Source organism: Geodermatophilus sp. SYSU D00779, from assembly GCF_054050595.1.
This window is the reverse complement of the sequence record NZ_JBJGZQ010000036.1, coordinates 13,735-36,764: the sequence shown is the minus strand read 5'-3', so window position 1 is coordinate 36,764 and position 23,030 is coordinate 13,735. Positions and strand designations below refer to the sequence as shown.

20 protein-coding genes are annotated in these 23,030 nt (G+C 75.1%); 14 read left to right on the top strand and 6 right to left on the bottom strand.

What is annotated here, in order from left to right:
* The first annotated feature begins 571 nt into the window (after positions 1-571).
* Together ACI79G_RS22395 and ACI79G_RS22390 are read left to right on the top strand one after the other, a co-directional pair.
* Positions 572-994, top strand: a complete 423-nt coding sequence (locus tag ACI79G_RS22395; RefSeq protein WP_456883248.1) for a response regulator — start codon at positions 572-574, stop codon at positions 992-994.
* Positions 995-1,144: 150 nt separating this feature from the next.
* The gene (locus ACI79G_RS22390; protein ID WP_456883247.1) at positions 1,145-2,740 is read left to right on the top strand and encodes a carboxylesterase/lipase family protein; all 1,596 of its coding nucleotides are present in this window, start codon (positions 1,145-1,147) and stop codon (positions 2,738-2,740) included.
* 43 nt (positions 2,741-2,783) lie between these two features.
* Here the strand turns inward: ACI79G_RS22390 and ACI79G_RS22385 are convergent, their stop codons facing one another.
* Positions 2,784-3,245: an Lrp/AsnC family transcriptional regulator gene (locus tag ACI79G_RS22385; RefSeq protein WP_456883246.1), complete on the bottom strand. Its 462-nt coding sequence runs from the start codon at positions 3,243-3,245 to the stop codon at positions 2,784-2,786.
* Between the two features lie 164 nt (positions 3,246-3,409).
* Between ACI79G_RS22385 and rocD the strand changes: the two genes are divergently transcribed.
* The 4 genes from rocD to ACI79G_RS22365 all read left to right on the top strand — a co-directional run bounded on the left by rocD (position 3,410) and on the right by ACI79G_RS22365 (position 6,563).
* Positions 3,410-4,648 carry an ornithine--oxo-acid transaminase gene (rocD, locus tag ACI79G_RS22380; RefSeq protein WP_456883245.1) on the top strand — a complete coding sequence of 413 codons (1,239 nt, stop codon included), beginning with the start codon at positions 3,410-3,412 and terminating at the stop codon, positions 4,646-4,648.
* A gap of 78 nt (positions 4,649-4,726) precedes the next feature.
* Positions 4,727-5,206, top strand: a complete 480-nt coding sequence (locus ACI79G_RS22375) for a DUF2975 domain-containing protein (RefSeq protein ID WP_456883244.1) — start codon at positions 4,727-4,729, stop codon at positions 5,204-5,206.
* Complete coding sequence (locus tag ACI79G_RS22370) at positions 5,206-5,451, top strand: helix-turn-helix domain-containing protein (RefSeq protein WP_456883243.1); 246 nt, start codon at positions 5,206-5,208, stop codon at positions 5,449-5,451. Before ACI79G_RS22375 ends, ACI79G_RS22370 begins: the two co-directional genes overlap by 1 nt.
* Positions 5,448-6,563 carry an NAD(P)/FAD-dependent oxidoreductase gene (locus tag ACI79G_RS22365; protein ID WP_456883242.1) on the top strand — a complete coding sequence of 372 codons (1,116 nt, stop codon included), beginning with the start codon at positions 5,448-5,450 and terminating at the stop codon, positions 6,561-6,563. Before ACI79G_RS22370 ends, ACI79G_RS22365 begins: the two co-directional genes overlap by 4 nt.
* Positions 6,564-6,626: 63 nt before the next feature.
* On the opposite strand, the gene ACI79G_RS22360 is transcribed toward ACI79G_RS22365, so the two are convergent.
* On the bottom strand, positions 6,627-7,367 hold the full coding sequence (locus ACI79G_RS22360; protein WP_456883241.1) for a VOC family protein: 741 nt from the start codon (positions 7,365-7,367) through the stop codon (positions 6,627-6,629).
* Between the two features lie 515 nt (positions 7,368-7,882).
* Here ACI79G_RS22360 and ACI79G_RS22355 point away from each other — a divergent pair.
* Together ACI79G_RS22355 and ACI79G_RS22350 are read left to right on the top strand one after the other, a co-directional pair.
* Positions 7,883-8,161 carry a hypothetical protein gene (locus ACI79G_RS22355; protein ID WP_456883240.1) on the top strand — a complete coding sequence of 93 codons (279 nt, stop codon included), beginning with the start codon at positions 7,883-7,885 and terminating at the stop codon, positions 8,159-8,161.
* Positions 8,162-8,575: 414 nt separating this feature from the next.
* Positions 8,576-10,102, top strand: a complete 1,527-nt coding sequence (locus tag ACI79G_RS22350; RefSeq protein ID WP_456883239.1) for an amino acid permease — start codon at positions 8,576-8,578, stop codon at positions 10,100-10,102.
* Positions 10,103-10,117: 15 nt separating this feature from the next.
* Here ACI79G_RS22350 and ACI79G_RS22345 read toward each other — a convergent pair whose 3' ends face one another.
* Both ACI79G_RS22345 and ACI79G_RS22340 read right to left on the bottom strand, forming a co-directional pair.
* Complete coding sequence (locus ACI79G_RS22345) at positions 10,118-11,521, bottom strand: threonine/serine ThrE exporter family protein (RefSeq protein WP_456883238.1); 1,404 nt, start codon at positions 11,519-11,521, stop codon at positions 10,118-10,120.
* Between the two features lie 79 nt (positions 11,522-11,600).
* Complete coding sequence (locus tag ACI79G_RS22340; protein ID WP_456883237.1) at positions 11,601-12,155, bottom strand: LysR substrate-binding domain-containing protein; 555 nt, start codon at positions 12,153-12,155, stop codon at positions 11,601-11,603.
* A 47-nt stretch (positions 12,156-12,202) separates the two neighbouring features.
* Between ACI79G_RS22340 and ACI79G_RS22335 the strand changes: the two genes are divergently transcribed.
* Positions 12,203-13,369 (top strand): NAD(P)/FAD-dependent oxidoreductase, encoded by a 1,167-nt coding sequence (locus tag ACI79G_RS22335; protein ID WP_456883236.1) that lies wholly within the window; start codon positions 12,203-12,205, stop codon positions 13,367-13,369.
* Between the two features lie 22 nt (positions 13,370-13,391).
* A complete protein-coding gene (amaB, locus tag ACI79G_RS22330) occupies positions 13,392-14,921 on the top strand; it encodes an L-piperidine-6-carboxylate dehydrogenase (protein WP_456883235.1) in 1,530 nt (509 codons plus the stop codon).
* A gap of 61 nt (positions 14,922-14,982) precedes the next feature.
* Here amaB and ACI79G_RS22325 read toward each other — a convergent pair whose 3' ends face one another.
* On the bottom strand, positions 14,983-15,645 hold the full coding sequence (locus ACI79G_RS22325) for a GntR family transcriptional regulator (protein WP_456883234.1): 663 nt from the start codon (positions 15,643-15,645) through the stop codon (positions 14,983-14,985).
* 79 nt (positions 15,646-15,724) lie between these two features.
* Between ACI79G_RS22325 and acnA the strand changes: the two genes are divergently transcribed.
* Positions 15,725-18,475, top strand: coding sequence for an aconitate hydratase AcnA (gene acnA / locus ACI79G_RS22320; RefSeq protein ID WP_456883233.1), 2,751 nt, complete (start codon positions 15,725-15,727; stop codon positions 18,473-18,475).
* Here acnA and ACI79G_RS22315 read toward each other — a convergent pair.
* On the bottom strand, positions 18,447-19,940 hold the full coding sequence (locus ACI79G_RS22315; RefSeq protein ID WP_456883232.1) for an AAA-type ATPase lid domain-containing protein: 1,494 nt from the start codon (positions 19,938-19,940) through the stop codon (positions 18,447-18,449). The genes acnA and ACI79G_RS22315 overlap by 29 nt on opposite strands.
* A 187-nt stretch (positions 19,941-20,127) precedes the next feature.
* On the opposite strand from ACI79G_RS22315, the gene ACI79G_RS22310 reads away from it, so the two are divergent.
* The 3 genes from ACI79G_RS22310 to ACI79G_RS22300 are packed head-to-tail and all read left to right on the top strand — an operon-like array spanning position 20,128 to position 22,972.
* A complete protein-coding gene (locus ACI79G_RS22310; protein WP_456883231.1) occupies positions 20,128-21,171 on the top strand; it encodes an amidohydrolase family protein in 1,044 nt (347 codons plus the stop codon).
* Between the two features lie 11 nt (positions 21,172-21,182).
* The gene (locus tag ACI79G_RS22305) at positions 21,183-21,950 is read left to right on the top strand and encodes a metal-sulfur cluster assembly factor (protein WP_456883230.1); all 768 of its coding nucleotides are present in this window, start codon (positions 21,183-21,185) and stop codon (positions 21,948-21,950) included.
* Entirely contained in the window at positions 21,947-22,972 is a 1,026-nt protein-coding gene (locus ACI79G_RS22300; protein WP_456883229.1) for an NAD(P)-dependent alcohol dehydrogenase, read from the top strand. Before ACI79G_RS22305 ends, ACI79G_RS22300 begins: the two co-directional genes overlap by 4 nt.
* Positions 22,973-23,030: the final 58 nt, after the last annotated feature.

Genomic DNA, 23,030 nt, shown 5'->3' with positions numbered 1-23,030 from the left:
CCCCCCCCCCCCCCCCCCCCCCCCCCCCCCCCCCCCCCCCCCCCCCCCCCCCCCCCCCCCCCCCCCCCCCCCCCCCCCCCCCCCCCCCCCCCCCCCCCCCCCCCCCCCCCCCCGCGACCGCGGCCGTCCCGGCGGGACCTCGTGCCGTCCGGGAGCCTCTCCCGCAGCGCGCGGGACCGCTGCCCGGGAGCGTTCCCCACCGGACGTCGGGACCCCGGCAGGCGCGCCCACCGGCGCCGTCCGGAGCCGGGCGGCGGGCCACAGCGCGCGGCCGGGCCGGCGAGCGCGAGCGGGACGGTCAGCGGGTGCGCCGCGACGGCGTCGGGGGCAGGCTGCACAGGGGTCGCGGTCATGCCCGTGACTCTCGGTCCGCGCGGTGTGACCGCCCTGCACGGTGGCTGTCCGTCTGCTGTGGACGTCGGCGCGTGGAGCCGGAGCGGCGCCGGGCGACGAGCGGCCGGTGGAGCCCCTCGGTGGGGGCGGCGTGGTGGGCGACCGGGCCCGGGGACGACCGCTGACCACCGGGCGGGACCGGCCGGTGGTCCGTGCCGGAGGGGGAGGAGGTGGGCACGTGGTGGGAGACCGCTGCGCCCGGGACGCCTTGGCCGACATCCGGGTCCTGCTCGTCGACGACCACCCGATGGTGCGCAGGGCACTGGCCGAAGCGCTGTCCGACGAGGACGACCTCACCGTCGTCGGCGAGTGCGAGGACGGGTCGGAGGCGGTGGAGGCCGCCATGCGGCTGCGACCCGACGTCGTGTTCATGGACGTGTCCATGGCCGGGACGGACGGGTTCGCGGCCACGGCGGCGCTGCGTGCGGCCCGACCCGAGGCCCGGGTCATCGTGCTGACCGGGGAGGGCCCCGAGGTGCGATCCGAGGCCGTGGTCGCCGGTGCGCACGCCCTGGTGCCGAAGGGCACCCGTCTCGGTCCGCTGCTCCGCTGCCTGCGCACGGTCGCCGGCGGTGGCACGGACTGTCCCTACTGCCTGTGACGACCTCCGGCTGCCGTCCTGCCGGCTGTCGCCGGCGGCCGGTCCGGAGCAGGATGGGCGGCGTCGGTCGCAGCCACCCGAACCGACGGTGCGGACCGCGGTCCGCCCCTCACCTCCCCAGCCGCAGACAGCGGGCCAGGAGGAGCCGAGATGTCCCGTTCCCCCCGGAGCACGTCGGCCGCGGTGCTGGCCGGCCTCCTGCTCACCTGCCTGCCCGCGCCGGCCGCCCTGGCCACGCCCGCGCCGGGTCGGCCGCCCGTCGTCCACACGCAGTCGGGCGCGGTGAGCGGCGTGCAGGCCGAGGGCGTGGACGGCTACCTCGGCATCCCGTACGCCGCACCGCCCGTCGGAGCGCTGCGGTGGAGCCCACCGCAGCCACCCGCGCGGTGGGACGGCGTCCGCGCGGCCGACGCCTACGGCAACCGCTGTCCGGCGACCGAGAGCGCGAACGGCCCGCGCTCGGAGACCGAGGACTGCCTCTTCGTCAACGTGCAGCGACCCGCCGGGACCACGCCCGAGGACCGCCTGCCGGTCTACGTGTTCATCCACGGCGGCGGCCTGGTGAACGGCAGCTCGAACCAGGCCGACATGGCCGCGATCGTCGCGGCGACCGGGATCGTCGGGGTCACGATGAACTACCGGCTCGGCCTCCTCGGCTTCCTGGGGCACCCGGAGCTCACCGCGCGCCAGGGCGAGTCCGGCAACTACGGGCTGATGGACCAGCAGGCGGCGCTGCACTGGGTGCAGCAGAACATCGCCGCCTTCGGCGGCGACCCCGCGCGGGTGACGATCGGTGGGGAGTCGGCCGGCGGGTGGTCGGTCTGCTCCCACCTCGTCGCCCCGGGGTCCCGGGACCTGTTCGCCGCGGCCATGATCCAGAGCGGCTCCTGTCCGAGCCGCAGCCAGGACGCCGCGGACGCCCAGGGCCAGGTCGTCGCGCAGGCGGTGGGGTGCGCCCCGTTCGCGAGCGCGGTGGCCTGCCTGCGGGACACGCCGGTGGGCGAGCTGATCGACGCCCCGACCCCCGTCGTCCCGCCGGTCGCCGGCACACCGTTCCTGCCGTCGGACCCCCGCCTAGCGGTCGCGACCGGGGACTTCGCGGAGGTCCCCGTGGTCGTCGGGGCCACCCGGGACGAGGGCCGCACCTTCATGGCCGGGAGCATCGGCTGGACCCGGGAGCAGTACGAGACGTGGGTCCGCGAGGCCTTCGCCGAGGACGCCGACGCCGTCCTGGCCCGCTACCCGTGGCCGGCCGACGCCGACGAGTTCACCGGCGCCCACCTCGCGGGCGCGATCGTCACCGATGCCGGCCGCGCGTTCGGCATCGGCGGCTGCCCCAACCGGGCGCTCACCCGTGACCTCGCGGCGCACGTGCCGACGTGGGCCTACGAGTTCGCCGCCCGCGCCGGGCCCGGGGTGCGGCCGATCCCGGGCTACGAGTGGGGTGCGGGGCACGCCGCCGAGCTGGCGTACCTGTTCCCGAGCTTCGACAACGGCGTGCCCATCGCCCCCACGTTCGACGCCGGGGAGCAGCAGCTGGCGGCGGAGATGAAGCAGTACTGGGGCGCCTTCGTCCGGCAGGGCGACCCCGCCGTCCCCGGGCAGGCGGCCTGGCCGTCGTACGGCGACGAGCAGGTCGTGCTCTCCCTGCAGCCCGCCGGCCGGAGCGCCGCCGTGCCCGACGCCGCGGTCGCCGAGGAGCACCAGTGCGCGTTCTGGGACCCGCTGACCGCCGGCGGCGCCTGACCGGCCCGGCCCCTCGCCGCTGCGGCCCGGGGGAGCGACGGCCTCAGGGGCGCGCGCGGTCGATCAGCCGGGACAGCACGACCTCGCTGCGCGTCTGGTGGACGTTGGGCTGCTGCCGCAGCCGCTCGATGGCCTCCTCCAGGTGCGGGATGTCGGCGGCCAGGATGTGGACCAGCGCGTCCGCGGAGCCGGTGACGCTCCACGCGCCGACGACCTCGGGGACCTCCCCGAGGCTGCGCCGGAGCTCCAGCGGGGACGGCGTCCCCTCCCAGAACACCTCCACGTAGGCCTCGGTCGTCCAGCCGAGCACCTCCGGGTCGACCAGCGCGGTGAAGCCCCGGATCACCCCGTCGGCCAGCAGCCGGTCCACGCGGCGCTTGACCGCCGGCGCGGACAGGCCGACCTCGTCGCCGATGACGGCGTACGTGGCGCGGGCGTCGCGGGTCAGGCAGCCGATGATCTGCCGGTCGAGCGGGTCCAGGCGGTCCGCGGGCCTCTGCAACACATCGAGCACCGTAGGCCCTGGAACGCAACGGATCCACGCGGAGGGCGCAACGCAGGTGCATTGATGCCGGTGTCCGGCCTCTCTAGCCTCTGGTCACGGCCGGCGCCCGGTGACCCCGGGGCCGGCCGGTGGCGAGTCCGACGCCCACCCGGAGGAGGCCCCCCATGACCACGCCGCGGCGCACCGACAGGTCGCTGTCCTCGAGCGAGCACACGACGCTCACCGAGGCGGCGACGGCGCACAACTACGCCCCGCTGCCGGTGGTGGTGGCCGAGGCGCACGGGGCGTGGGTGACCGACGTCGACGGCCGTCGCTACCTCGACTGCCTGGCCGGGTACTCCGCCCTGAACTTCGGCCACGGGCACCCGGTCCTGCTCCGGGCGGCCCGGGAGCAGCTCGAGCGGGTCACGCTCACCAGCCGCGCGTTCTACAACGACCGGCTCGGCCCCTTCGCCCGCGACCTGGCCGCGCTGGCCGGGATGGAGCGCGTGCTCCCGATGAACACCGGGGCGGAGGCGGTGGAGACCGGGATCAAGGTCGCCCGGCGCTGGGGCTACCGGGTCAAGGGCGTCCCGGCCGACCGGGCGCGGATCGTCGTCGCGGCGGGCAACTTCCACGGCCGCACCACCACGATCGTCAGCTTCTCCACCGACGAGTCGGCGCGCGAGGGCTTCGGCCCCTTCACCCCCGGCTTCACCGTGGTGCCCTACGGGGACGCCGACGCGCTGCGGGCCGCGCTCACGCCCGAGACGGTCGCGGTGCTGCTCGAGCCGGTGCAGGGGGAGGCCGGCGTGGTCGTGCCGCCGCCCGGCTACCTCGCGGCGGTCCGGCAGGCGTGCACCGACGCCGGGGTGCTGTTCATCGCCGACGAGGTGCAGTCCGGGCTGGGCCGGACGGGGGCCACCTTCGCCTGCGAGCTCGAGGGCGTCGTCCCCGACGTCTACCTGCTGGGCAAGGCCCTGGGGGGCGGCATCGTCCCGGTGTCGGCGGTGGTGTCCACCTCCGCGGTCCTCGACGTCCTCACCCCGGGCAGCCACGGGTCGACGTTCGGCGGCAACCCGCTCGCGGCGGCGATCGGTCACGCCGTGGTGGGGCTGCTGGAGACCGGCGAGTACCAGGAGCGCGCGGCCAAGCTCGGCGTGCAGCTGCGCGACCGGCTCGACGACCTGGTCGGGCACGGCGTCCAGGCGGTGCGCACGCGCGGGCTGTGGGCCGGGATCGACGTCGACCCCGCCCTGATGACCGGGCGCGCCGCGTGCGAGCGGCTGGCCGCGTGCGGCGTCCTGGTCAAGGACGCCCACGGGCAGACCATCCGGCTGTCCCCGCCGCTGGTCGTCGAGCCCGCCGACGTCGACCGGGCCGTGGACGCGTTGGCCGCGGTCCTCGAGGAGGCGGCGCGCTGACCCCGGACGCCGCGCACGCCGGAGGACACACTCGGCTGGTCGATTGACAATCGATAGGTAGTTGCCGAAACTCGATGCGTGACGACGACGCGTCGGGTGGTCGGCCCGCTCAGGTTCCTGCTCGCGGTGGCGTTCGCCGCCCTGGTGCTGGCGCAGGTGTTCTTCCTGCCGGCGCTGTCGGGGGCGATGGCGGAGGACTCACCGGAGCTGGCGCACCTGCGGTGGCCGACGCTCGTGGTCGCCGTCCTGGGGCTGGGCTGCGTCCAGGTCGTCATCGCGTGCACCTGGAAGCTGCTCACCCTGGTCGAGGACGACCGCATCTTCAGTGCGGCGTCCATGGTCTGGGTGGACGCGATCGTGGGGGCGATCGCCGCCGCGTGGCTGCTCCTCCTCGGCACGTTCGTCTGGTCCCTGGTGGGCGTGGGCCTCCCGGGCCCGCCGGTCGTGCTCCTGCTGATGCTGGTGGCCGGAGCCGTGGTCGGGCTGCTCGTGGTGGTGATGCGGGCGCTGCTGCGTCAGGCCACGACGCTGCGGACGGACATGGAAGCGGTCATCTGATGCCGATCGTCGTGCGCATCGACGTCGAGCTGGCCAAGCGCAAGATGAGCGTGGGGGAGTTCGCCGACCGGGTCGGGCTGACGCCGGCGAACGTCGCGGTCCTGAAGAACGGCCGGGCCAAGGCCGTCCGGTTCAGCACGCTGGAGGCCATGTGCCGGGTGCTCGGCTGCCAGCCCGGCGACCTGCTCGAGTGGGTCCCCGACGAGCACGAGGCCCCGCACGCCGCCCACGAGGCGCGCCGGTGAGGGACGACGCCGACGTCCTCGTCGTGGGGGCCGGCCTGGCCGGGCTGCACACGGCCACGCTGCTCGCCCGCCAGGGGCACGAGGTGCTCCTGGCCGAGCGGCGACCCGGGCTGACCGGCGCGATCCGGACCACGGGCATCTTCGTCCGCAAGACGCTCGACGACTTCCCGCTGCCCCCGGAGCACCTCGGCCCGCCGATCCGGCGCGTGGTGCTCCACCCCCCGGGACGCGGCCGTCCGGTGACCCTCGAGAGCGACCGCGACGAGTACCGGGTGGGCGACATGGCTCCGCTGTACGCGGCGGCCGCCCGCGCCGCGGCCGACGCCGGCGTCCGCATCGAGCTGGGCACCCGCTACGAGGGACGGCGGGACGGCGCGCACCTCCTGACCGGTCCGGACGGGCCGACCCGGGTGCGGGCGCGGTTCGTCGTCGGCGCGGACGGCGCCCGCTCGCGCGTGGCCCGCGACCTCGGGCTGGACCGCAACCGGCACCTGCTGGTCGGCGCCGAGGAGGTCTTCGCGATCCCGCGCGGCACGGAGCCGCCGACGTTCCACTGCGTGCTCGACCCCTCCCTGGCGCCCGGCTACCTGGCCTGGGTGGTCAACGACGGGCGGCACGCCCACGTCGGCGTCGCCGGCTACGCCGACCGCTTCCCCGACGGCATGCGACGGGCGCTGGACCGGTTCGGCGCCTCGGCGCCCGGGCTGCCCGACGCCGACCGTCCCGGGGAGGTCGAGCGGCGGGGCGGCCCGATCCCCGTCGGGGGCCTGCTGCGCCGGATCAGCGGTCCTGGCGGACTGCTCGTCGGGGACGCGGCCGGTGCGGTCTCCCCGCTCACCGCCGGCGGCCTCGACCCGTGCCTGCGCCTGTCGGTGCACGCGGCCGACGTCCTCGACGACGCGCTGCGCAGCGGGCGGCCGGACGCGCTCGAGCGGTACGACGGTGCCGCGCTGCGCGCCCGCTTCCGGGGGCGGCTCGCGCTGCGCAGGGGACTGGCCCAGGTGCGCACGCCGGCCGTCGCCGCGGCCGCGTTCCCCCTGCTGCGCACGCCGGTCGGACGCGCGGCGGCCCGCCGCATCCTCTTCGGCGACCGGTCCTTCCCCGCCCCCTGACGGCGCTCCCGGTCGGCGCTCGGCGGAGCTCACGGGACCGGGCTGGAGGCGCTGGGGGTGAGGTCAGCGGTCCGGGTCGTTGGCGGTCACGCAGAAGGGCAGGCCGGCCGGGTCCTCCAGGGCGACGAACCCGTTGCCTGGCCAGAGCTCCCGGGCGCCCAGCGCCCGTACCCGGGCGACCTCGGCCGCCAGGTCGTCGCTGCCGAGGTCGAGGTGGGCGCGGGCCCGCGGAGCCCCGTCGTCGTCGCCGAGCCGCTGCACGAGCAGCTGCACCGGGCTCTCGGCACGGTGCACCAGGCGGGCGAACTCCGGGTCCTCGACCGGCTCGTCGGCCCAGCCCGTCGCCGACCGCCAGAACGCCAGCTCGGCGTCGTACCGCTCCGCGGGGACGTCGACGCAGAGCTGCACCAGCCGGCTGAGGTGCCCGCCCGGCCATGCCGTGGCGGCGGGCCGCCGGTGCGGTGAGGACTCGGCGCAGACGCAGAAGGGCAGCCCGGCCGGGGAGGTCATGACCTGCCACCCGTCCCCGGGGTGCTCCCGGACCGCACCGAGCCGCTCGAGGCGGGCGGGGTCGACGTCGAGGTCGCCCAGCAGGTCCAGGTGCACCCGCGGCGCGCCGTCGATGGTCTGCACGTGCAGGTAGGGGGTGCCGGTCGGCGGCGTGAGCGAGGTGAACTCCGGGTGGCCGGGCCACGCCTCGCCCGGGGACCAGCCGGTCACCGCCGACCAGAACGCCCGCGTTCCCTCGACGTGCCGGGCGGGCACGTCGACGAAGGCGTGCACCCACGCCACCGGTGTCGGCACGAGGGCGAGGTTGGCACATCCGCCGCCGTCGGCACAGCGTGGCGGTTCCGGGTGGTCCAGGGTGCCGCGGTCAGGCGCCGGTGTCCCGGGCGCGCCGCGACAGCGCGGCGGCGCGGTCCGCGGCACGGTGGTCCGGTGGGACGACGCCCGAGGTGGGGGGGGGTGTGGTCGAGGCACCCGACCTGCCGGGTGACTGCTGGCGGACGTCGTCCCCGGTGGCGGGGCGCCCCGGGCCGGTCAGGTCGTCGGCGTCGACGGGACCGGGCGCGGCAGCAGGGCCTCTGCCGGGCCACCCGTGCCGTCCGGCGGGGCGACGTGGGGACGCCGCCCGGCGCGGGGGGCGCGGCCGTACCCCGCGCGGTGTGCCGGGCCTCACCGCGGCGATCCGCCGGCGGGGCCCGGCCCGCTCGTACGGTGAGGGGACGCGCCCGCACGCCGGTCGGTGGCTCGGGCGCGCGAGCCACCGACCCAGCGCAGCAGGGCGACGACGTCCCTGCCGGACCGAGGACAGCGCCATGCCCCACCCCTCCGCCTCCGACGCAGCACGGCGGACCCGCCGCCTGCTGCGCGGCCTGGTCCGCGCGCCCCGCGGGAGCGCCCGCCCCGCGGCCGTCGTCCGGTGGGTGGGGCAGCTGGGGCTCCTCGACTCCTGGTCCCCGGACAGCCACCGCCTGGGCTCCCCCGCGGCCGCGCGCCGGCAGCTGCGCGACGAGTGGACCCGTTCCGGGGACCTCACCGAGACCCAGGCCCGCGCTCTGCTGACCCTCGACGAGGCGACGCCCTGGCGGCTCTGACCCGCCTCGGGGGATCGGGGCGTGGTCGTGCTCGACCTCGACCTCGACCACGCCACGTCGGAGGTCCACGACCGGATCCGTCAGCGACCCCCCCCGGGTCCGTGCACCTGGTCCCCGGCGTCCGTCCGGCGAGCTACGAGGACCCGGAGCCGGACTCCCACCCGTGCGGCGCGTCACGACACCGCCCCGCGGGCGAGCTGACCCCACGGGCCGCAGCGCCGGCCGTCACGCAGCCCAGCGCCGTCCCGGTCCCGGGGGAGTGGTGGGCCCGTCGCAGGGACGGGTCCGCGGATCCCGCACCGTGGACGCCCCCGTCCACGGAACGGCGTCGTTCTGCGTGGCCCCTCGCCATCCCCCATGATTCGTTGCTGACGCCTGGACCCCAACCGTCCCGCAGGGCACGAGGGAGCGGACATGGCACACGGACCCGCCGCCGAGGGCGGCGACCTCCAGAAGGGCCTCAAGCAGCGCCACCTCACGATGATCGCCATCGGCGGCGTCATCGGCGCGGGCCTGTTCGTCGGGTCCGGCGCGGTCATCGGGAGGGTCGGCCCCGCCGCCTTCCTCACCTACGCGATCACCGGTGTCCTGATCGTCATGGTCATGCGGATGCTCGGCGAGATGGCGGTCGCCAACCCGTCGACGGGGTCCTTCGCGGACTACGCGCGGCAGTCGCTCGGCGGCTGGGCGGGCTTCAGCGTGGGCTGGCTGTACTGGTACTTCTGGGTCATCGTCGTCGGCTTCGAGGCCGTGGCCGGGGCGGAGATCCTGCAGCGCTGGCTGCCCGGCGTACCGCTGTGGGTCATGGCGCTCGTCCTGATGCTGCTGATGACGGCGACCAACCTCTTCTCGGTGGCCTCCTACGGCGAGTTCGAGTACTGGTTCGCCGGGGTCAAGGTCCTCACGATCATGGCCTTCATCGCCCTGGGCGCGCTCTTCGTCCTGGGGCTGTGGCCGGGCCGCGACCTGGACTTCTCCAACCTCACCGCGAACGGCGGGTTCCTCCCCAACGGCGTCGGCGCGCTCTTCTCGGGCATCGTCATCGTGATCTTCTCGATGGTCGGTGCGGAGATCGCCACCATCGCCGCGGCCGAGTCCGCCGAACCCGAGCGTGGGATCGCGAAGGCGACGAACTCCGTGGTCTTCCGGATCTCGATCTTCTACGTCGGCTCGATCTTCCTGCTGGCCACGATCCTGCCCTGGAACTCCACGGAGCTGGGTGACTCGCCGTACGTGGCCGCGATGGAGGAGATGGGGATCCCGGCGGCGGCCGAGATCATGAACGCGGTGGTGCTGACCGCCGTCCTGTCCTGCCTGAACTCCGGCCTCTACACCGCCTCGCGCATGCTGTTCGTGCTCGCCGCCCGGCACGAGGCCCCGGGCCGGATGCTCTCGATCAACAGGCGCGGGGTGCCCGCCTGGGCGATCCTGTCGTCCTCGGTGATCGGGTTCCTCTGCGTGGTCGCCGCCTACGTGTCCCCGAACACCGTGTTCCTCTTCCTGCTGAACTCCTCCGGCGCGATCATCCTGTTCGTCTACCTGCTGATCGCGCTCTCCGAGCTGCGGATGCGGCCGACGATCTCGCCGGAACGGCTGCGGGTGAAGATGTGGTTCTACCCGGTCCTCACCCTGCTCACGGCGGCTGCCATCGTCGCGATCCTCGTGCAGATGTTCGTCGACCCGGACACCCGGTCGCAGCTCCTGCTCAGCCTGCTCGCCTGGGCACTCGTGCTGGTCGCCTACGCCGTCCGGCGCAGGGCGATCGGGGACGCCCACCTGACCCCGGAGGGGACCGCCGCCGAGCGGCGTGCGGACCGGTGGATGCACGAGCACGGCGCCGTGGTCGACGTGGAGGTCGACGCCGCCGTGGGGGAGGGGCGCCTCGACCCGAAGGTGGTCCGGCGGATGGACGAGGAGGGCTATCCCAACGAGGCCCCGTGACCTCGGAGGTGGAGGTCAGTCGGCGGTCATGGCCCGACGGCGGACCCGCTCGTCGTAGCGGTCCCGCCGGGCGCTGACCGGCCGGCCGAGGTACTCGCCCAGCGTGACCCCGGCGGCGAGGGCGAGCCCGATCGCCGAGGCCCCCACCAGGGCGGCCAGCCCACCCTGGATGTCGGCCTCGACGACGATCGCGAACAGACCCCGGTAGATCGCCAGCCCCGGCAGCAGCGGGACGATGCCGCAGACCGCGACGAGCTGCGGTGGGATCCGGAGCCGGTCGGTCAGCACCTCCCCGCTGAACCCGAGGACGGCAGCCGCGGCCCCGCTGGCCAGCGCCGGACCGGCACCCAGCCCGCCGGCCGCCCAGGACGTCGTCCACGCCAGGGCTCCGGCCGCCGCGGCGAGGACGATGGCGCGCGGTCGGGCGTGGCAGGCCAGGGACCAGCCCCCGGCGATCCCGGCCGACGCGGCCAGCCCGACGGCGAAGGGCACGGTCGAGGACGCGGCGTTGACGACGTCCAGCAGGATCCCGGCCCGCGAGGCGACGTCCAGCACGCCGGCGATGCCCACGACGATGCCCGCGGTCAGCGTCACCACCTCGAAGGCCCGGGCCGCCGCGGTCACCGGGAAGCCGCTGATCGCGTCCTGGGCGGCGCTCACCAGGGACAGCCCGGCCAGGAGCACGACGATGCCCGCCGCGACGACCAGCGAGGTGCGCACGTCGACGTCCCAGGCGAGCAGGAGCACGGCGACGCCCGTCGCGAGCGCGGCCCCGGCCGCCTGCTGGAAGAACAGCGGCAGGCTGCGCCGGTTGAGCACGCGCAGCACCTGCTCGATCAGGGCGGTGGTCAGCGCCGCGATGAGGGCCTCCAGCCACCCGCCGCCGAGGAGGAACCCGACGGAACCGGCGACGCCGGCCCAGCCCAGCGCGCTCACGGTGCGGCGGTACGTGGAGGGTGCCGACACGACGCCGTCCAGCCGGCGGTGCGCCTCCTCGACGTCCAGGCCGCCCCCGCCCACCGCACGGGCCAGCTCGGTGATCCCCTGCAGGCGGGTGTAGTCCGTCCGGCTCGTGCGCACGGTCCGCATGGCGGTGAGCGGCACCGCGTCCTCGCGGTCGTAGCTGACCGTGATCGACGTGAAGGTCACGTCGACCTGGCAGTGCGCCAGCCCGTAGCCGGCGGCCACCCGCAGCACCGTCGCGGTCACGTCGGCCGCGGAGGCCCCGACGGCCAGCATCGACGCCCCGATGCGCAGGGCCAGACCCAGCGCGGCGTGCGCGGTGAGGTCGTCCATCCCGCCGCGCTGCGCCCGCAGGCCGATCGGCGCGGTCGGTGGGCTGTTCCCCGCGATGGCCTGCCAGGCCCGCTCCGGCATGCGCGCGTACGTCGAGAGACGGGACCGGGCACGGGTGGACACGCTCCCAGGCTAGGTCGGCACCGCCCGGGGGGCGGGGGGACGACCCCCGCGTCGTCCGGTCAGCGGGGGCGGCCGGGCGTCATCGAGGTCCGGATGGCGTCGACGACCGCGCGCACCCCCGGCTGCGGCGCGGGCTCCCGGCGGTGCGCCAGCACCATGGTCCGCTCCACCCGGTCGGTGAGGGGCACCGTGGCCGGTCCCCCCCGGCACAGCGCGAGCACCGGGTCCGCGACCGGCGCGACGCCGCGACCGGCGCGACGCCGAGGCCGGCGGCGACCAGGGACAGCGTCGAGGCGGTGCCGGTCACGACGTGGTCGACGCGGGCCTCGACGTCCAGCCGGCGGCGGGCCAGGCGCACGGCGCGGCCGTCGGAGCTCTGCTCCGGCGGCAGGATCCACGGCTCGTCGGCGAAGTCCCGCAGCGAGGCCGGGCCCTCCGGCGCCGTGCGGCCGGCGGCGGGTGCCGTCGCGAGCAGCAGGGCCCGCGGCCGGAACGCGGCCGCCGTCATGCTGCCGGTCTCCCGGACCTCGACCGGGGTGCGCAGCTCGACCAGGTCGAGGCCGGTGTCCGTGCAGGAACGCCGAACGGCGGGGTCGACGAACCGTGGATGGTGCTGCACGCCGCCGAGCAGCATGATCGCAGCGCACCCGGCACTCGCCCCGCCCTCGAGTGAGGACCGTGATGACCGCTCCCCGGCGCCCGCCCCCGTCCTCGGCCTCGGTCGTCGTCATCGGCGGCGGCATCACCGGCCTGAGCTCGGCCCACGCCCTGGCGCGGGCCGGGGTGCGGGACGTCGTGCTGCTGGACGCCGGCGCCCTGGGGTCCGGCTCGACCTGCAGGGCGGCCGGCGGCGTCCGGGCGCAGTTCTCCGACCCCGTCAACATCGCGCTCGGCGCACGCAGCCTGGAGACCTTCCGCGACTTCCCGCGGCTGTTCGGTCAGGAGATCGACCTCCAGCAGGTCGGCTACCTCTTCCTGCTCGACACCCCGGACGACGTGGCGGCCTTCGAGGCCAACGTGGCGCTGCAGAACTCACTCGGCGTCCCCAGCCGCATGGTCGGGGTCGACGAGGCCCGGCGCCTGTCCCCGCTCATCGATCCCGAGGGGCTGCTCGCCGCGGCGTACTCGCCGACCGACGGCCACTGCACGCCGGAGTCCGTCGTCCTCGGCTATGCCTCGGCCGCCCGCCGGGCCGGCGCCACGCTGCTGCCGCACTGCCCGGTCACCGGGGTCGACGTCCGGGACGGCCGGGTCAGCGGTGTGCGGACCGCGGCCGGGACGATCCGGACCGACGCGGTCGTCTGCGCCGCGGGGGCCTGGTCGGCCGAGGTCGGTTCCTGGGCGGGCGTCGACCTCCCGGTCACCCCGCTGCGCCGGCAGATCCTGGTCACCGAGCCGGTGCCCGGCCTCGACCCGCACACGCCCTTCACCATCGACTTCGCGACCAGCTTCTACTTCCACCGCGAGGGGCCCGGCCTGCTGCTGGGCATGTCCGACCCCGACGAGACGCCGGGGTTCGCGCTGTCCCGGTCCGACGCGTGGCTGCCCCGTCTCGGCGCTGCGATCGAGCGGCGCGCGCCGGCGCTGGCCGAGGTCGGCGTCGCCGGCGGCTGGGCCGGGCTGTACGAGATGACCCCGGACCACAACGCCCTCATCGGCCGGGCCGACACGGTGGAGGGCTTCCTGTACGCGACGGGCTTCTCGGGGCACGGTTTCCTGATGGGGCCGGCCGTGGGCGAGGTCGTGCGCGACCTGTACCTGGGGCGGGAGCCCTTCGTCGACGTCTCCGGGCTCAGCGCCGCGCGCTTCGCGGCCGCGGACGTCCGGCCCGAGCTGAACATCGTGTGAACCCGAACCCGAGGAGTGCCCCGTGACCGCCCTGCCCACCGCCGAGGACCTCAGCCGTTCGGCGCGGGAGGCCGCCGCCCGCTGCGGCGTAGACCTCGACGCCGTCACCGGCGACCACCCGGTGACCTCCCCGGTCAACGGCGCACCGCTGGCCTCCGTCCGCTGGCAGGGCGCGGCCGACGTGCACGACGCCGTCACCCGCGCCGGCCAGGCGTTCCAGGTGTGGCGGACGGTGCCCGCGCCGGTCCGCGGCGGGCTGGTGCGCCGCTTCGGCGAGCTGCTCCGCGAGCACAAGGCCGACCTCGGCACGCTGGTCAGCCTCGAGGTCGGCAAGATCACCTCCGAGGCCCGGGGCGAGGTCCAGGAGATGATCGACATCTGCGAGTTCGCCGTCGGGCTCTCGCGGCAGCTCTACGGCAGGACGATCAGCTCCGAGCGCCCCGGCCACCGGCTCATGGAGACCTGGCACCCGCTGGGCGTCGTCGGGGTCATCAGCGCCTTCAACTTCCCGGTCGCCGTCTGGTCCTGGAACACCGCGATCGCCCTGGTCTGCGGCGACCCGGTGGTCTGGAAGCCCTCCGAGCTCGCCCCGCTGTCGGCCCTCGCCTCGGCCGCCCTGCTCGACCGCGCGATCGCCGAGACCGGCGCCCCCGCCGACCTGAGCCAGGTCGTCCTCGGCGGCGCCGACGTGGGCGAGGCGCTGGTGGACTCCCCGGGGGTGGCCCTGCTCAGCGCCACCGGGTCGACCCGCATGGGCCGGGCGGTGGGCCCCCGGGTGGCCGACCGCTTCGGCCGCTCCCTGCTCGAGCTCGGCGGCAACAACGCCGCGATCGTGACGCCGTCGGCCGACCTGGACCTCACCACCCGCGGGGTCGTCTTCGCCGCGGCCGGCACGGCCGGGCAGCGGTGCACCACCATGCGCCGGGTCATCGCCCACGTCGACGTCGTCGACGAGCTGACCGACCGGCTCGCCGCCGCGTACCGCCGGCTGCCCATCGGCTCGCCGACCGAGGAGGGGACGCTGGTCGGCCCGCTCGTCCACGACGCCTCCTTCAAGGCGATGCAGGACGCGCTCGAGGCCGCGCGGCAGCAGGGCGGCGAGGTGGTCGTGGGCGGGCAGCGCCGGCTCGCCGACGAGGCGCCGGACGCCTACTACGTCGAACCGGCGATCGTGCGGATGCCGGGGCAGAGCGACATCGTGCGGCAGGAGACCTTCGCGCCGATCCTCTACGTCCTGCCGTACCGGACGCTGGAGGAGGCGATCGCGCTCAACAACGACGTCCCGCAGGGGCTGTCCTCGAGCATCTTCACCTCCGACCAGGCCGAGGCCGAGCGCTTCCTCGCCGCCGACGGCTCCGACTGCGGCATCGCCAACGTCAACATCGGGACCTCCGGCGCCGAGATCGGCGGGGCCTTCGGCGGGGAGAAGCAGACCGGGGGTGGGCGGGAGTCCGGCTCCGACGCGTGGCGCAGCTACATGCGCCGCGCGACCAACACGATCAACTACTCCGGCGAGCTGCCCCTGGCCCAGGGGGTGAAGTTCACCGTGTGAAGGAGGACCCCGTCCTCCCCACCCCCTGAGCCGTCAGGGGTGGGGAGGACGGGGTCCTCGGTCAGCTGCCGGCGAGGACGTCGATCGCGCGACGGCCGAGGCTGCCCGCCACGTGGCGGCGCATCTGCTCCTCGGCGGCGTCGGGGTCGCCGTCGAGGACGGCGGTCATCATCGCCGCGTGCTCGGCCTGCACCCGGGCGCGGTCGTCGGGGGAGTCCTCGCGCGCCTCGAGGGCCGCGCGGCGGTAGCGGTCGGCCTTGTCCCACAGGCCGTCGAGCAGGCCGACCAGCAGGTCGTTGTGGCTGGCCCGGTACAGCGCGGCGTGGAACGCGCGGTGCGCCTCGAGGGCGGCGAGGCCGCTGCCGGCGTCCAGGGGCTCGAGCGAAGCGGCCGCCGCGCGGATCCGGGCGGCGTCCCGCTCGTCGCGCCGCTCGGCGGCCAGCCGGACGGCGAGCGGGTCGAGCTGCTGGCGCACCTCGAACAGGCTGCGGGCCTCGGCGGCCGTGAGCGGGGCGACGCGGGCGTCCCGGTGCGCGCCGAGGAGGACCAGCCCCTCGGCCGAGAGCCGGCGCATGGCCTCGCGCAGCGGGGTGGTGCTGACGTCGAGCTCGGCCGCGAGGGCCTCCTGGTTGAGGACCGCGCCGTGGGGCAGGGCGCCGGACATGATCCGTTCGCGCACCTCGCCGTAGGCGTAGTCGGCCTTCGTGAACACCGGCGTGGCCACACGTCCCCCTCTCGTGGAGGCGGTGAGTCTACGTCCTCGATCCAGGCTATAGCCTATAAGCGAGCCTGGGGAGGTGGGCATGACCCGGAACGACAGCTTCGGTGCGCGGAAGGTCCTCGAGCTCGGTGGGGAGGGGTTCGAGACGTGGGCGGTGCACGCCGTCCCCGGCGCCGAGGACCTGCCGTTCTCGCTGAAGATCGTCCTCGAGAACCTCCTCCGGCACGAGGACGGCGTCACGGTCACCGCCGAGGACGTCCGGGACCTGGCGTCCGGTGCGGGCCGGGGTCGCGAGGTGTCGTTCGCGCCGGCCCGCGTCTTCCTCCACGACACCAACGGCATCCCGGTCCTGGCAGACCTGGCGGCGATGCGCGAGGCGGTGCGCGACCTGGGCGGCGACCCCGCCGTCGTCGACCCGGTGATCCCGGCGGAGCTGACGGTGGACCACTCGGTGGTGACCGACGTCTCCGGGCGCCCGGACGCGATGGCGCTCAACGTGGCACGGGAGTACGCGCGCCACGAGGAGCGCTACCGCTTCCTCAAGTGGGGCCAGCAGCAGTTGCACCGGCTGGCGGTCGTCCCGCCCGGGACCGGGATCATGCACCAGATCAACCTGGAGTACCTCGCCGACGTCGTCGTCCGGCGCGACGGGCGCGCCTTCCCGGACACGCTCGTCGGCACCGACTCGCACACCACCATGGTCAACGGTCTGGGCGTGCTGGGCTGGGGCGTCGGTGGCATCGAGGCCGAGGCGGCGATGCTCGGCCTGCCGGTCAGCACCCTCGTCCCGCCGGTCGTGGGGCTGGAGCTCATCGGGGAGCGGCGTCCCGGGGTGACCGCGACCGACCTGGTGCTGACCATCGCCGAGCTGCTGCGGGCCCGCGGCGTCGTCGGCAGCTTCGTCGAGTTCACCGGGCCGTCGGTCGGGGCCGTTCCGCTCGCCGACCGCGCCACCCTCGCCAACATGAGCCCGGAGTTCGGCTCCACCTGCGCGGTCTTCCCGATCGACCGGGTCACGGTGGACTACCTGCGGTTCACCGGCCGGGACGCCGAGCACCTCGCGGCGGTCGAGCGGTACGCCAAGGAGCAGGGTCTGTGGCACGACCCGGCGGCCCGGCTGCGCTTCGACGACCACATCCGGCTGGACCTCTCCACGGTGGAGCCGTCGCTGGCCGGGCCGCGCCGCCCGCAGGACCGGATCCCGCTGGCCAGCTCGCGCAGCCGGTTCCGCAGTGCGCTCGCCGAGCTGCTGGCCGAGCGGACGCCGGACGCCGCCGGCGACGCCGTGGACGAGGCCGGCGAGGAGTCCTTCCCGGCCGGCGACGCCCCGGCCCTGAGCCCGGAGGTCCGAGCGCACGAGGAGCCCGGGCTCCGACACGGAGCCGTGGCCATCGCGGCGATCACCTCCTGCACGAACACCTCCAACCCCTCCGTCATGGTCGCCGCGGGGCTGCTGGCGCGGAACGCGGTCGCCGCGGGGCTGGCGGCCAAGCCGTGGGTCAAGACCAGCCTGGCGCCCGGCTCGAAGGTCGTCACCGACTACCTGCGGCGCGCCGGCCTGGACGGCCCGCTCGAGCAACTCGGCTTCCACACCGTCGGCTACGGGTGCATGACCTGCATCGGCAACTCCGGGCCCCTGACCCCCGAGGTCGGCCAGGCGGTCGCCGACCGCGACCTGCTGGTCGCCTCGGTCCTCTCCGGCAACCGCAACTTCGACGGCCGCATCAACAACGACGTCGCCCTCAACTACCTGGCCTCGCCGCCGCTCGTCGTCGCCTACGCCCTCGCCGGCTCGATGGACGTCGACCTGCTGCACGAACCGCTCGGCGTCGACCGGACGGGGCGCCCGGTGCACCTGAGCGACCTGTGGCCCCCGGACGCCGAGATCGAGCAGGTCGTCCGGGCGAACCTCGACCCCGCGATGTTCGCCGACCGCTACGCCGACGTCTTCACCGGCGAGGAGCGGTGGGCGCAGCTGCCGGCCGGGGGAGGGGCCACCTTCGACTGGGACCCCGACTCGACCTACGTGCGGCGTCCGCCGTTCCTGGACGGCCTGCCGCCGGTCCCCGAGCCGGTCGGCGACATCACCGGCGCCCGCGCCCTGGCCGTGCTCGGGGACTCCGTCACCACCGACCACATCTGCCCGGCCGGTCGCATCCCGGCCGACAGCCCGGCGGGGGAGTTCCTGCGGGCGCGGGGTGAGACGGACCTGAACACCTACGCGTCCCGGCGCGGCAACCACGAGGTGATGCTCCGCGGCGCCTTCGGCAACCAGCGGCTGCGCAACCGGCTGGTGCCGCAGCGGCGCGGCGGCTGGACCCTCGACCACCTCGACGGCCGGGAGAAGCCGGTGTTCGAGGCGGCGGAGCACTCCCGCGCGGCGGGGACGCCGCTGGTGGTGCTGGCCGGCCGGGAGTACGGCACCGGGTCCTCCCGCGACTGGGCGGCCAAGGGGACGGCGCTGCTCGGGGTCCGTGTGGTCCTGGCCGAGAGCTTCGAGCGGATCCACCGGTCCAACCTCGTCGGGATGGGCGTCCTGCCGCTGCAGTTCCGCGCGGGGGACAGCGTGGAGAGCCTGGGCCTCACCGGGCACGAGACCTTCGACATCACGGGCCTGGAGGGCCTGAGCGAGGGGGACCGGCCCGGGTGCGTCGTCGTCGAGGCCCGGTCCGACGACGGGAGCCGGGTGCGCTTCGCCGCCACCGTCCGGGTGGACACCGCACGGGAGGCGCTCCACCTGCGCCACGGCGGGATCCTGCCCTACGTCGCCCGCCGGCTGGCCGGGGTCGCGGATCCTCCGGCGCTCAGTCCGTCGAGCGGGACGGCACCGTGATCTTGTACTGGGCGATCTTCCGGTAGAGCGTGGCGCGGCCGATGCCGAGCTCCTCGGCGGCGCGGGTCACCGTGGTGTCCGGCCGGGTGAGGCAGCGGATGATCTCGTCGCGCTCGAGCCGCTCCAGCCGGCTGAGCGGGCGGCTGCCGCCGTCGAGCACCTCCGGCGCCAGGTGGTGGACGTCGACGACGTCGGCGCGGGTCACGGCGTCGCGGACGACGCGGCGCAGCTGCCGGACGTTGCCCGGCCAGGCGTACCCGGCCAGCGCGCGGGCCGCCCGCGGGGTGAACTCGACCGCGCGGTGCCGTTCCCGGCGGGCCCACCAGTGCGCGAGCGGCAGGACGTCGTCCACCCGCAGCCGCAGCGGCGGGGCCTCGACGACGGCGTCGGCCAGCTGCGCGAGCTGTTCGGGGATCGCGGCGAACTCGGGTGCGGCCAGCACGAACGGCTGGGGCGACCCGGCCCGCCGGACCGCGGTCAGGGTCTGCGCCAGCTCACCGGCCGCCCACGCCGGCAGGTGCTGCAGCCCGGACACGATCACGCAGGTGTCCGCGTCGCGCAGCTCCGGCGTCCACAGCTCGAGCCAGGCTGCGACGTCGCCGGTCTCCGGGGCCCGCGCGTGCAGCAGCCGCTGTCGCGGGGCCAGCCGCCGGCGGGCGAGGGCGGCCAGCGTGGCCTTGCCCGCGCCCGGCTCGCCCACGACCGCCGTCACCCGGCCGGCGGCGACGGCGGCCGCCGTCTGCTCCGTCGCGGCCCGCCAGCTCGCCGACACGCACGGGTCACCGGCGTCCGGCGCGAGGTGGCTGCCGATGACGTGGAAGACCTCGCCGCGCGGCGCCGGCCGGACCGTCCGGCCACCGGCGCGCACGAGCATCAGCGCGCTGGTGGCGTGCGCCGCCGTCTGCGCCAGCCCCAGGAGCAGGCCGGAGGAGCTGCTCGACCAGGTCGTCAGGTTGATGCTGCCGGCCAGCTCGCCGGTGACCGGCTCGATCACCGGTGCCGCCGCGCAGGTGTAGCCGCGCAGGTCGGTGCAGTAGTGGTCCTCGGCGCGGACCAGCGAGGGCGCCCGGTCGGCGAGGGAGAGCCCCAGGCCGTTGGTGCCGGCGTTGCGCTCGTTGTAGGAGAAGCCCGGTGCCAGGTGCACCCGGTCCAGCGACCGCTGGATGTCGCGGTCGTCGCCGATCCGGGCCAGGACCAGTCCCTCGGAGTCGGCCACCATGAGGCTGACCGGCTCGTTGGGGATCGTGGCCTGCAGGTCGGTGAGCACCCGGTGCGCGCACTCGTAGAGCAGCGACCCGGTGTCCGGCGAGCCGCTGAAGACCGGGACGACCTCGTCCGGGGGGACGCCGTAGCCCTGGCTGCGTCGCCACGAGGCGCGCAGCCGCGGCGCCGCCGTCCGCCCGGCCAGGTCGGTGTCGGTCACGGGCCCGGTCGCGCGCGACACCTCGTCCCGGTGCACGTCCACGGGCACCTCCGCCGGCCGCGGGCGAGGGCTCACCCGCTGTGTCGTGTGTCACGAGACTGTACGCGTCGGTTCCGCCGGGCGGCGTCCCAAAGTGAGACAGCAACCGGTTCCGCGGCTGGTTGCCCGGTGCCTAACGTCGGGACCAGGGAGCGTGACCGCTCTCACAGTGAGCCGACGGAGGCCGGAGATGTACAGCAAGGACGGCGAGCAGTACTACGTCGTGGACTCCCACATCGCCCTGTGGGACGCGCGGCCGGAGAACCAGCGCAACATCCACGGCAAGCAGTTCATCGACTGCTTCTACGACTACCACCGCAACCTCAGCCCGGAGTCCGAGACCTGGGGCTACGAGGAGTACCTGTACCAGGGCGGCGAGCGGTTGATGCGCGACGTGTTCGTCGACGGCATCGTCGACCACGCGATCTTCCAGCCGGCCCGGCTGGCTGAGTTCTACCACCGGGGCTTCGGGCAGACCGAGGAGGCGTTCGCCCTCGCGCAGGCCCACCCGGACAAGCTGACCTACAACCACTACTGGGACCCGCGCGACGGCGAGAACGGCCTGGACGAGCTCCGCGCCAACGCCGAGCGCATGCAGCTCAAGGGCGTGAAGCTCTACACCGCCGACTGGCACGGCGAGTCCCGCGGCTGGAAGCTCACCGACCCGATGGCCTACCGCTACTTCGAGCTCTGCCGTGAGCTGGGCATCAGGAACATCCACATCCACAAGGGCCCGACGATCCGCCCGCTGGACCGCGACGCCTTCGACGTCGCCGACGTCGACCACGCGGCCTCGGACTTCACCGACCTCAACTTCGTGGTCGAGCACTGCGGGCTGCCGCGGCTCGAGGACTTCTGCTGGATCGCCACGCAAGAGCCGAACGTGTACGCCGGCCTGGCCGTCGCGATGCCGTTCATCCACACCCGCCCGCGCTACTTCGCGCAGATCATGGGCGAGCTCGTCTACTGGCTCGGCGAGGACCGCATCCTCTTCTCCAGCGACTACGCGCTGTGGACGCCCAAGTGGCTGGTCGAGCGCTTCGTGGACTTCCAGATCCCCGAGGACATGACCGAGTACGCCCCGCTGACCACCGAGGTGAAGAAGAAGGTGCTCGGCCTCAACGCGGCCAAGCTGTACGACCTGCCGGTGCCGGCCCACCTGCAGCTGCCCGACGCCGCCGAGACGGCCACCGGCCCGCGCGAGCCGGCCGCCGCCGACCTCGCCAGCGTCTGAGGAGGACGCCGATGACCGCCGTCCTCCCCGACCTGACCGTGACCGAGGCCGAGGTGCGCGCCGCGCTGGGCACCGTCGTCGACCCCGAGCTGGACGAGCCGATCACCGACGTCGGCTTCGTCCGCTCGGTGTCGGTCGAGGGTCGCGCCGTCGAGGTGCACCTGCGGCTGCCCACCTCGTTCTGCGCGCCCAACTTCGCCTGGCTGATGGTCTCCGACGCCCACGACGCGGTGTCCGCCCTCCCGGGGGTGGAGTCGGTGGTGGTCGAGCTCGACGACCACCACGACTCCGACCTGATCAACCGCGGCATGGCCGCCGGGCTGGGCTACCGGGGCACCTTCGGGCACGAGGCGGAGGAGTCGCTCGACCAGCTGCGGGCGACCTTCCAGCGCAAGGCGCACACCGCGGCGATGGAGCGGGCCGTCACCGCGCTGCTCCGCACCGACCCCACGGTGGACGTCGCGGCGCTCACCCTCGGCGACCTGCCGGCGGGGGAGCACACCACCGACGCGCTGCTGCGCCGGCGGGCGACCCTCGGCCTGCCCGTGGACGACGGGGCCCCGGTGCTGGTGCACGACGACGGCACCCGCCCCGACCCCGCGCAGGCGGAGATGGTGCTGCGCCGGGCCCGCTCGGTGCGCATCTCCGTCGACGGCAACGCGCACTTCTGCCGGGGCCTGCTCACCACCCGCTACCCCGGGTCGGAGGCCGATCAGACCCCCCGCCCCGAGGACCGTCGCCTGCTCCCGCTCACCGTCTCGAAGGGAACCCACCCGTGAAGGCCGTCCGCGTGCACGAGTACCACGCCGACCCTGCGATCGACGACATCCCCGAACCGCAGATCCAGGGTCCGCTCGACGTCATCGTCAAGGTCGGCGGCGCCGGGGTCTGCCGGACCGACCTGCACATCCTCGAGGGTCAGTGGGCCGACCTGCAGAACCCGGACCTGCCCTACGTGATCGGGCACGAGAACGCCGGGTGGGTCCACGCGGTCGGGGAGGGCGTCACCAACGTCGCCGTCGGTGACACCGTGATCCTGCACCCTCAGCCCAGCTGCGGCCTGTGCATGGCCTGTCGCGCCGGCCGGGACATGCAGTGCGAGAACGCCTTCTTCCCGGGGCTGTCGAACAACGACGGCGGCATGGCCGAGTACCTGCGCACCACCGCCCGCGCCTGCGTGAAGCTCGACCCGTCCACCAACCCCGCCGACGTCGCCGCGCTCGCGGACGCCGGCATCACCGCCTACCACGCCGTCCGCAAGGCCCTGCCGCTGCTGCACCCCGGCACGACGGCGGTCGTGCAGGGGGCCGGCGGTCTCGGCCACATCGGCGTCCAGTGCCTGGCCGCGCTGTCGGGCACCCGGATCGTCGTCGTCGACCGCAACCCCGACGCCCTGGAGCTCGCCCGGCAGATCGGCGCGGACGAGACCGTGGTCGCCGACGGGAACCAGGTGCAGGCGGTCCAGGACCTCACCGGCGGCGGCGCGAACGTCGTCTTCGACTTCGTCGCCGAGCAGGGCGCGGAGATGGACGGCTGGCACATGACCGGCCCGGCCGGCTCGTACTACGTCATCGGGTACGGCGGTGAGCTCCGGATCCCGACGCTGGACTTCGTCGCCGGGGAGAAGAACATCGTCGGCAACATCGTCGGCACCTACACCGACCTGGCCGAGCTGATGGTGCTCGCGCAGGCCGGGAAGGTCACCCTGCACACCCAGCAGTACCCGCTCGACCGGGCCGTGGACGCGCTGCGCGACCTCGACGCCGGGAAGGTCCGGGGCCGGGCGATCCTCGTCCCGTAGGAGGAGGGCCCCTCTGCCCCCCACCGCTCGCAAGCTCGAAGCGGGGCCGTTCCGGCAC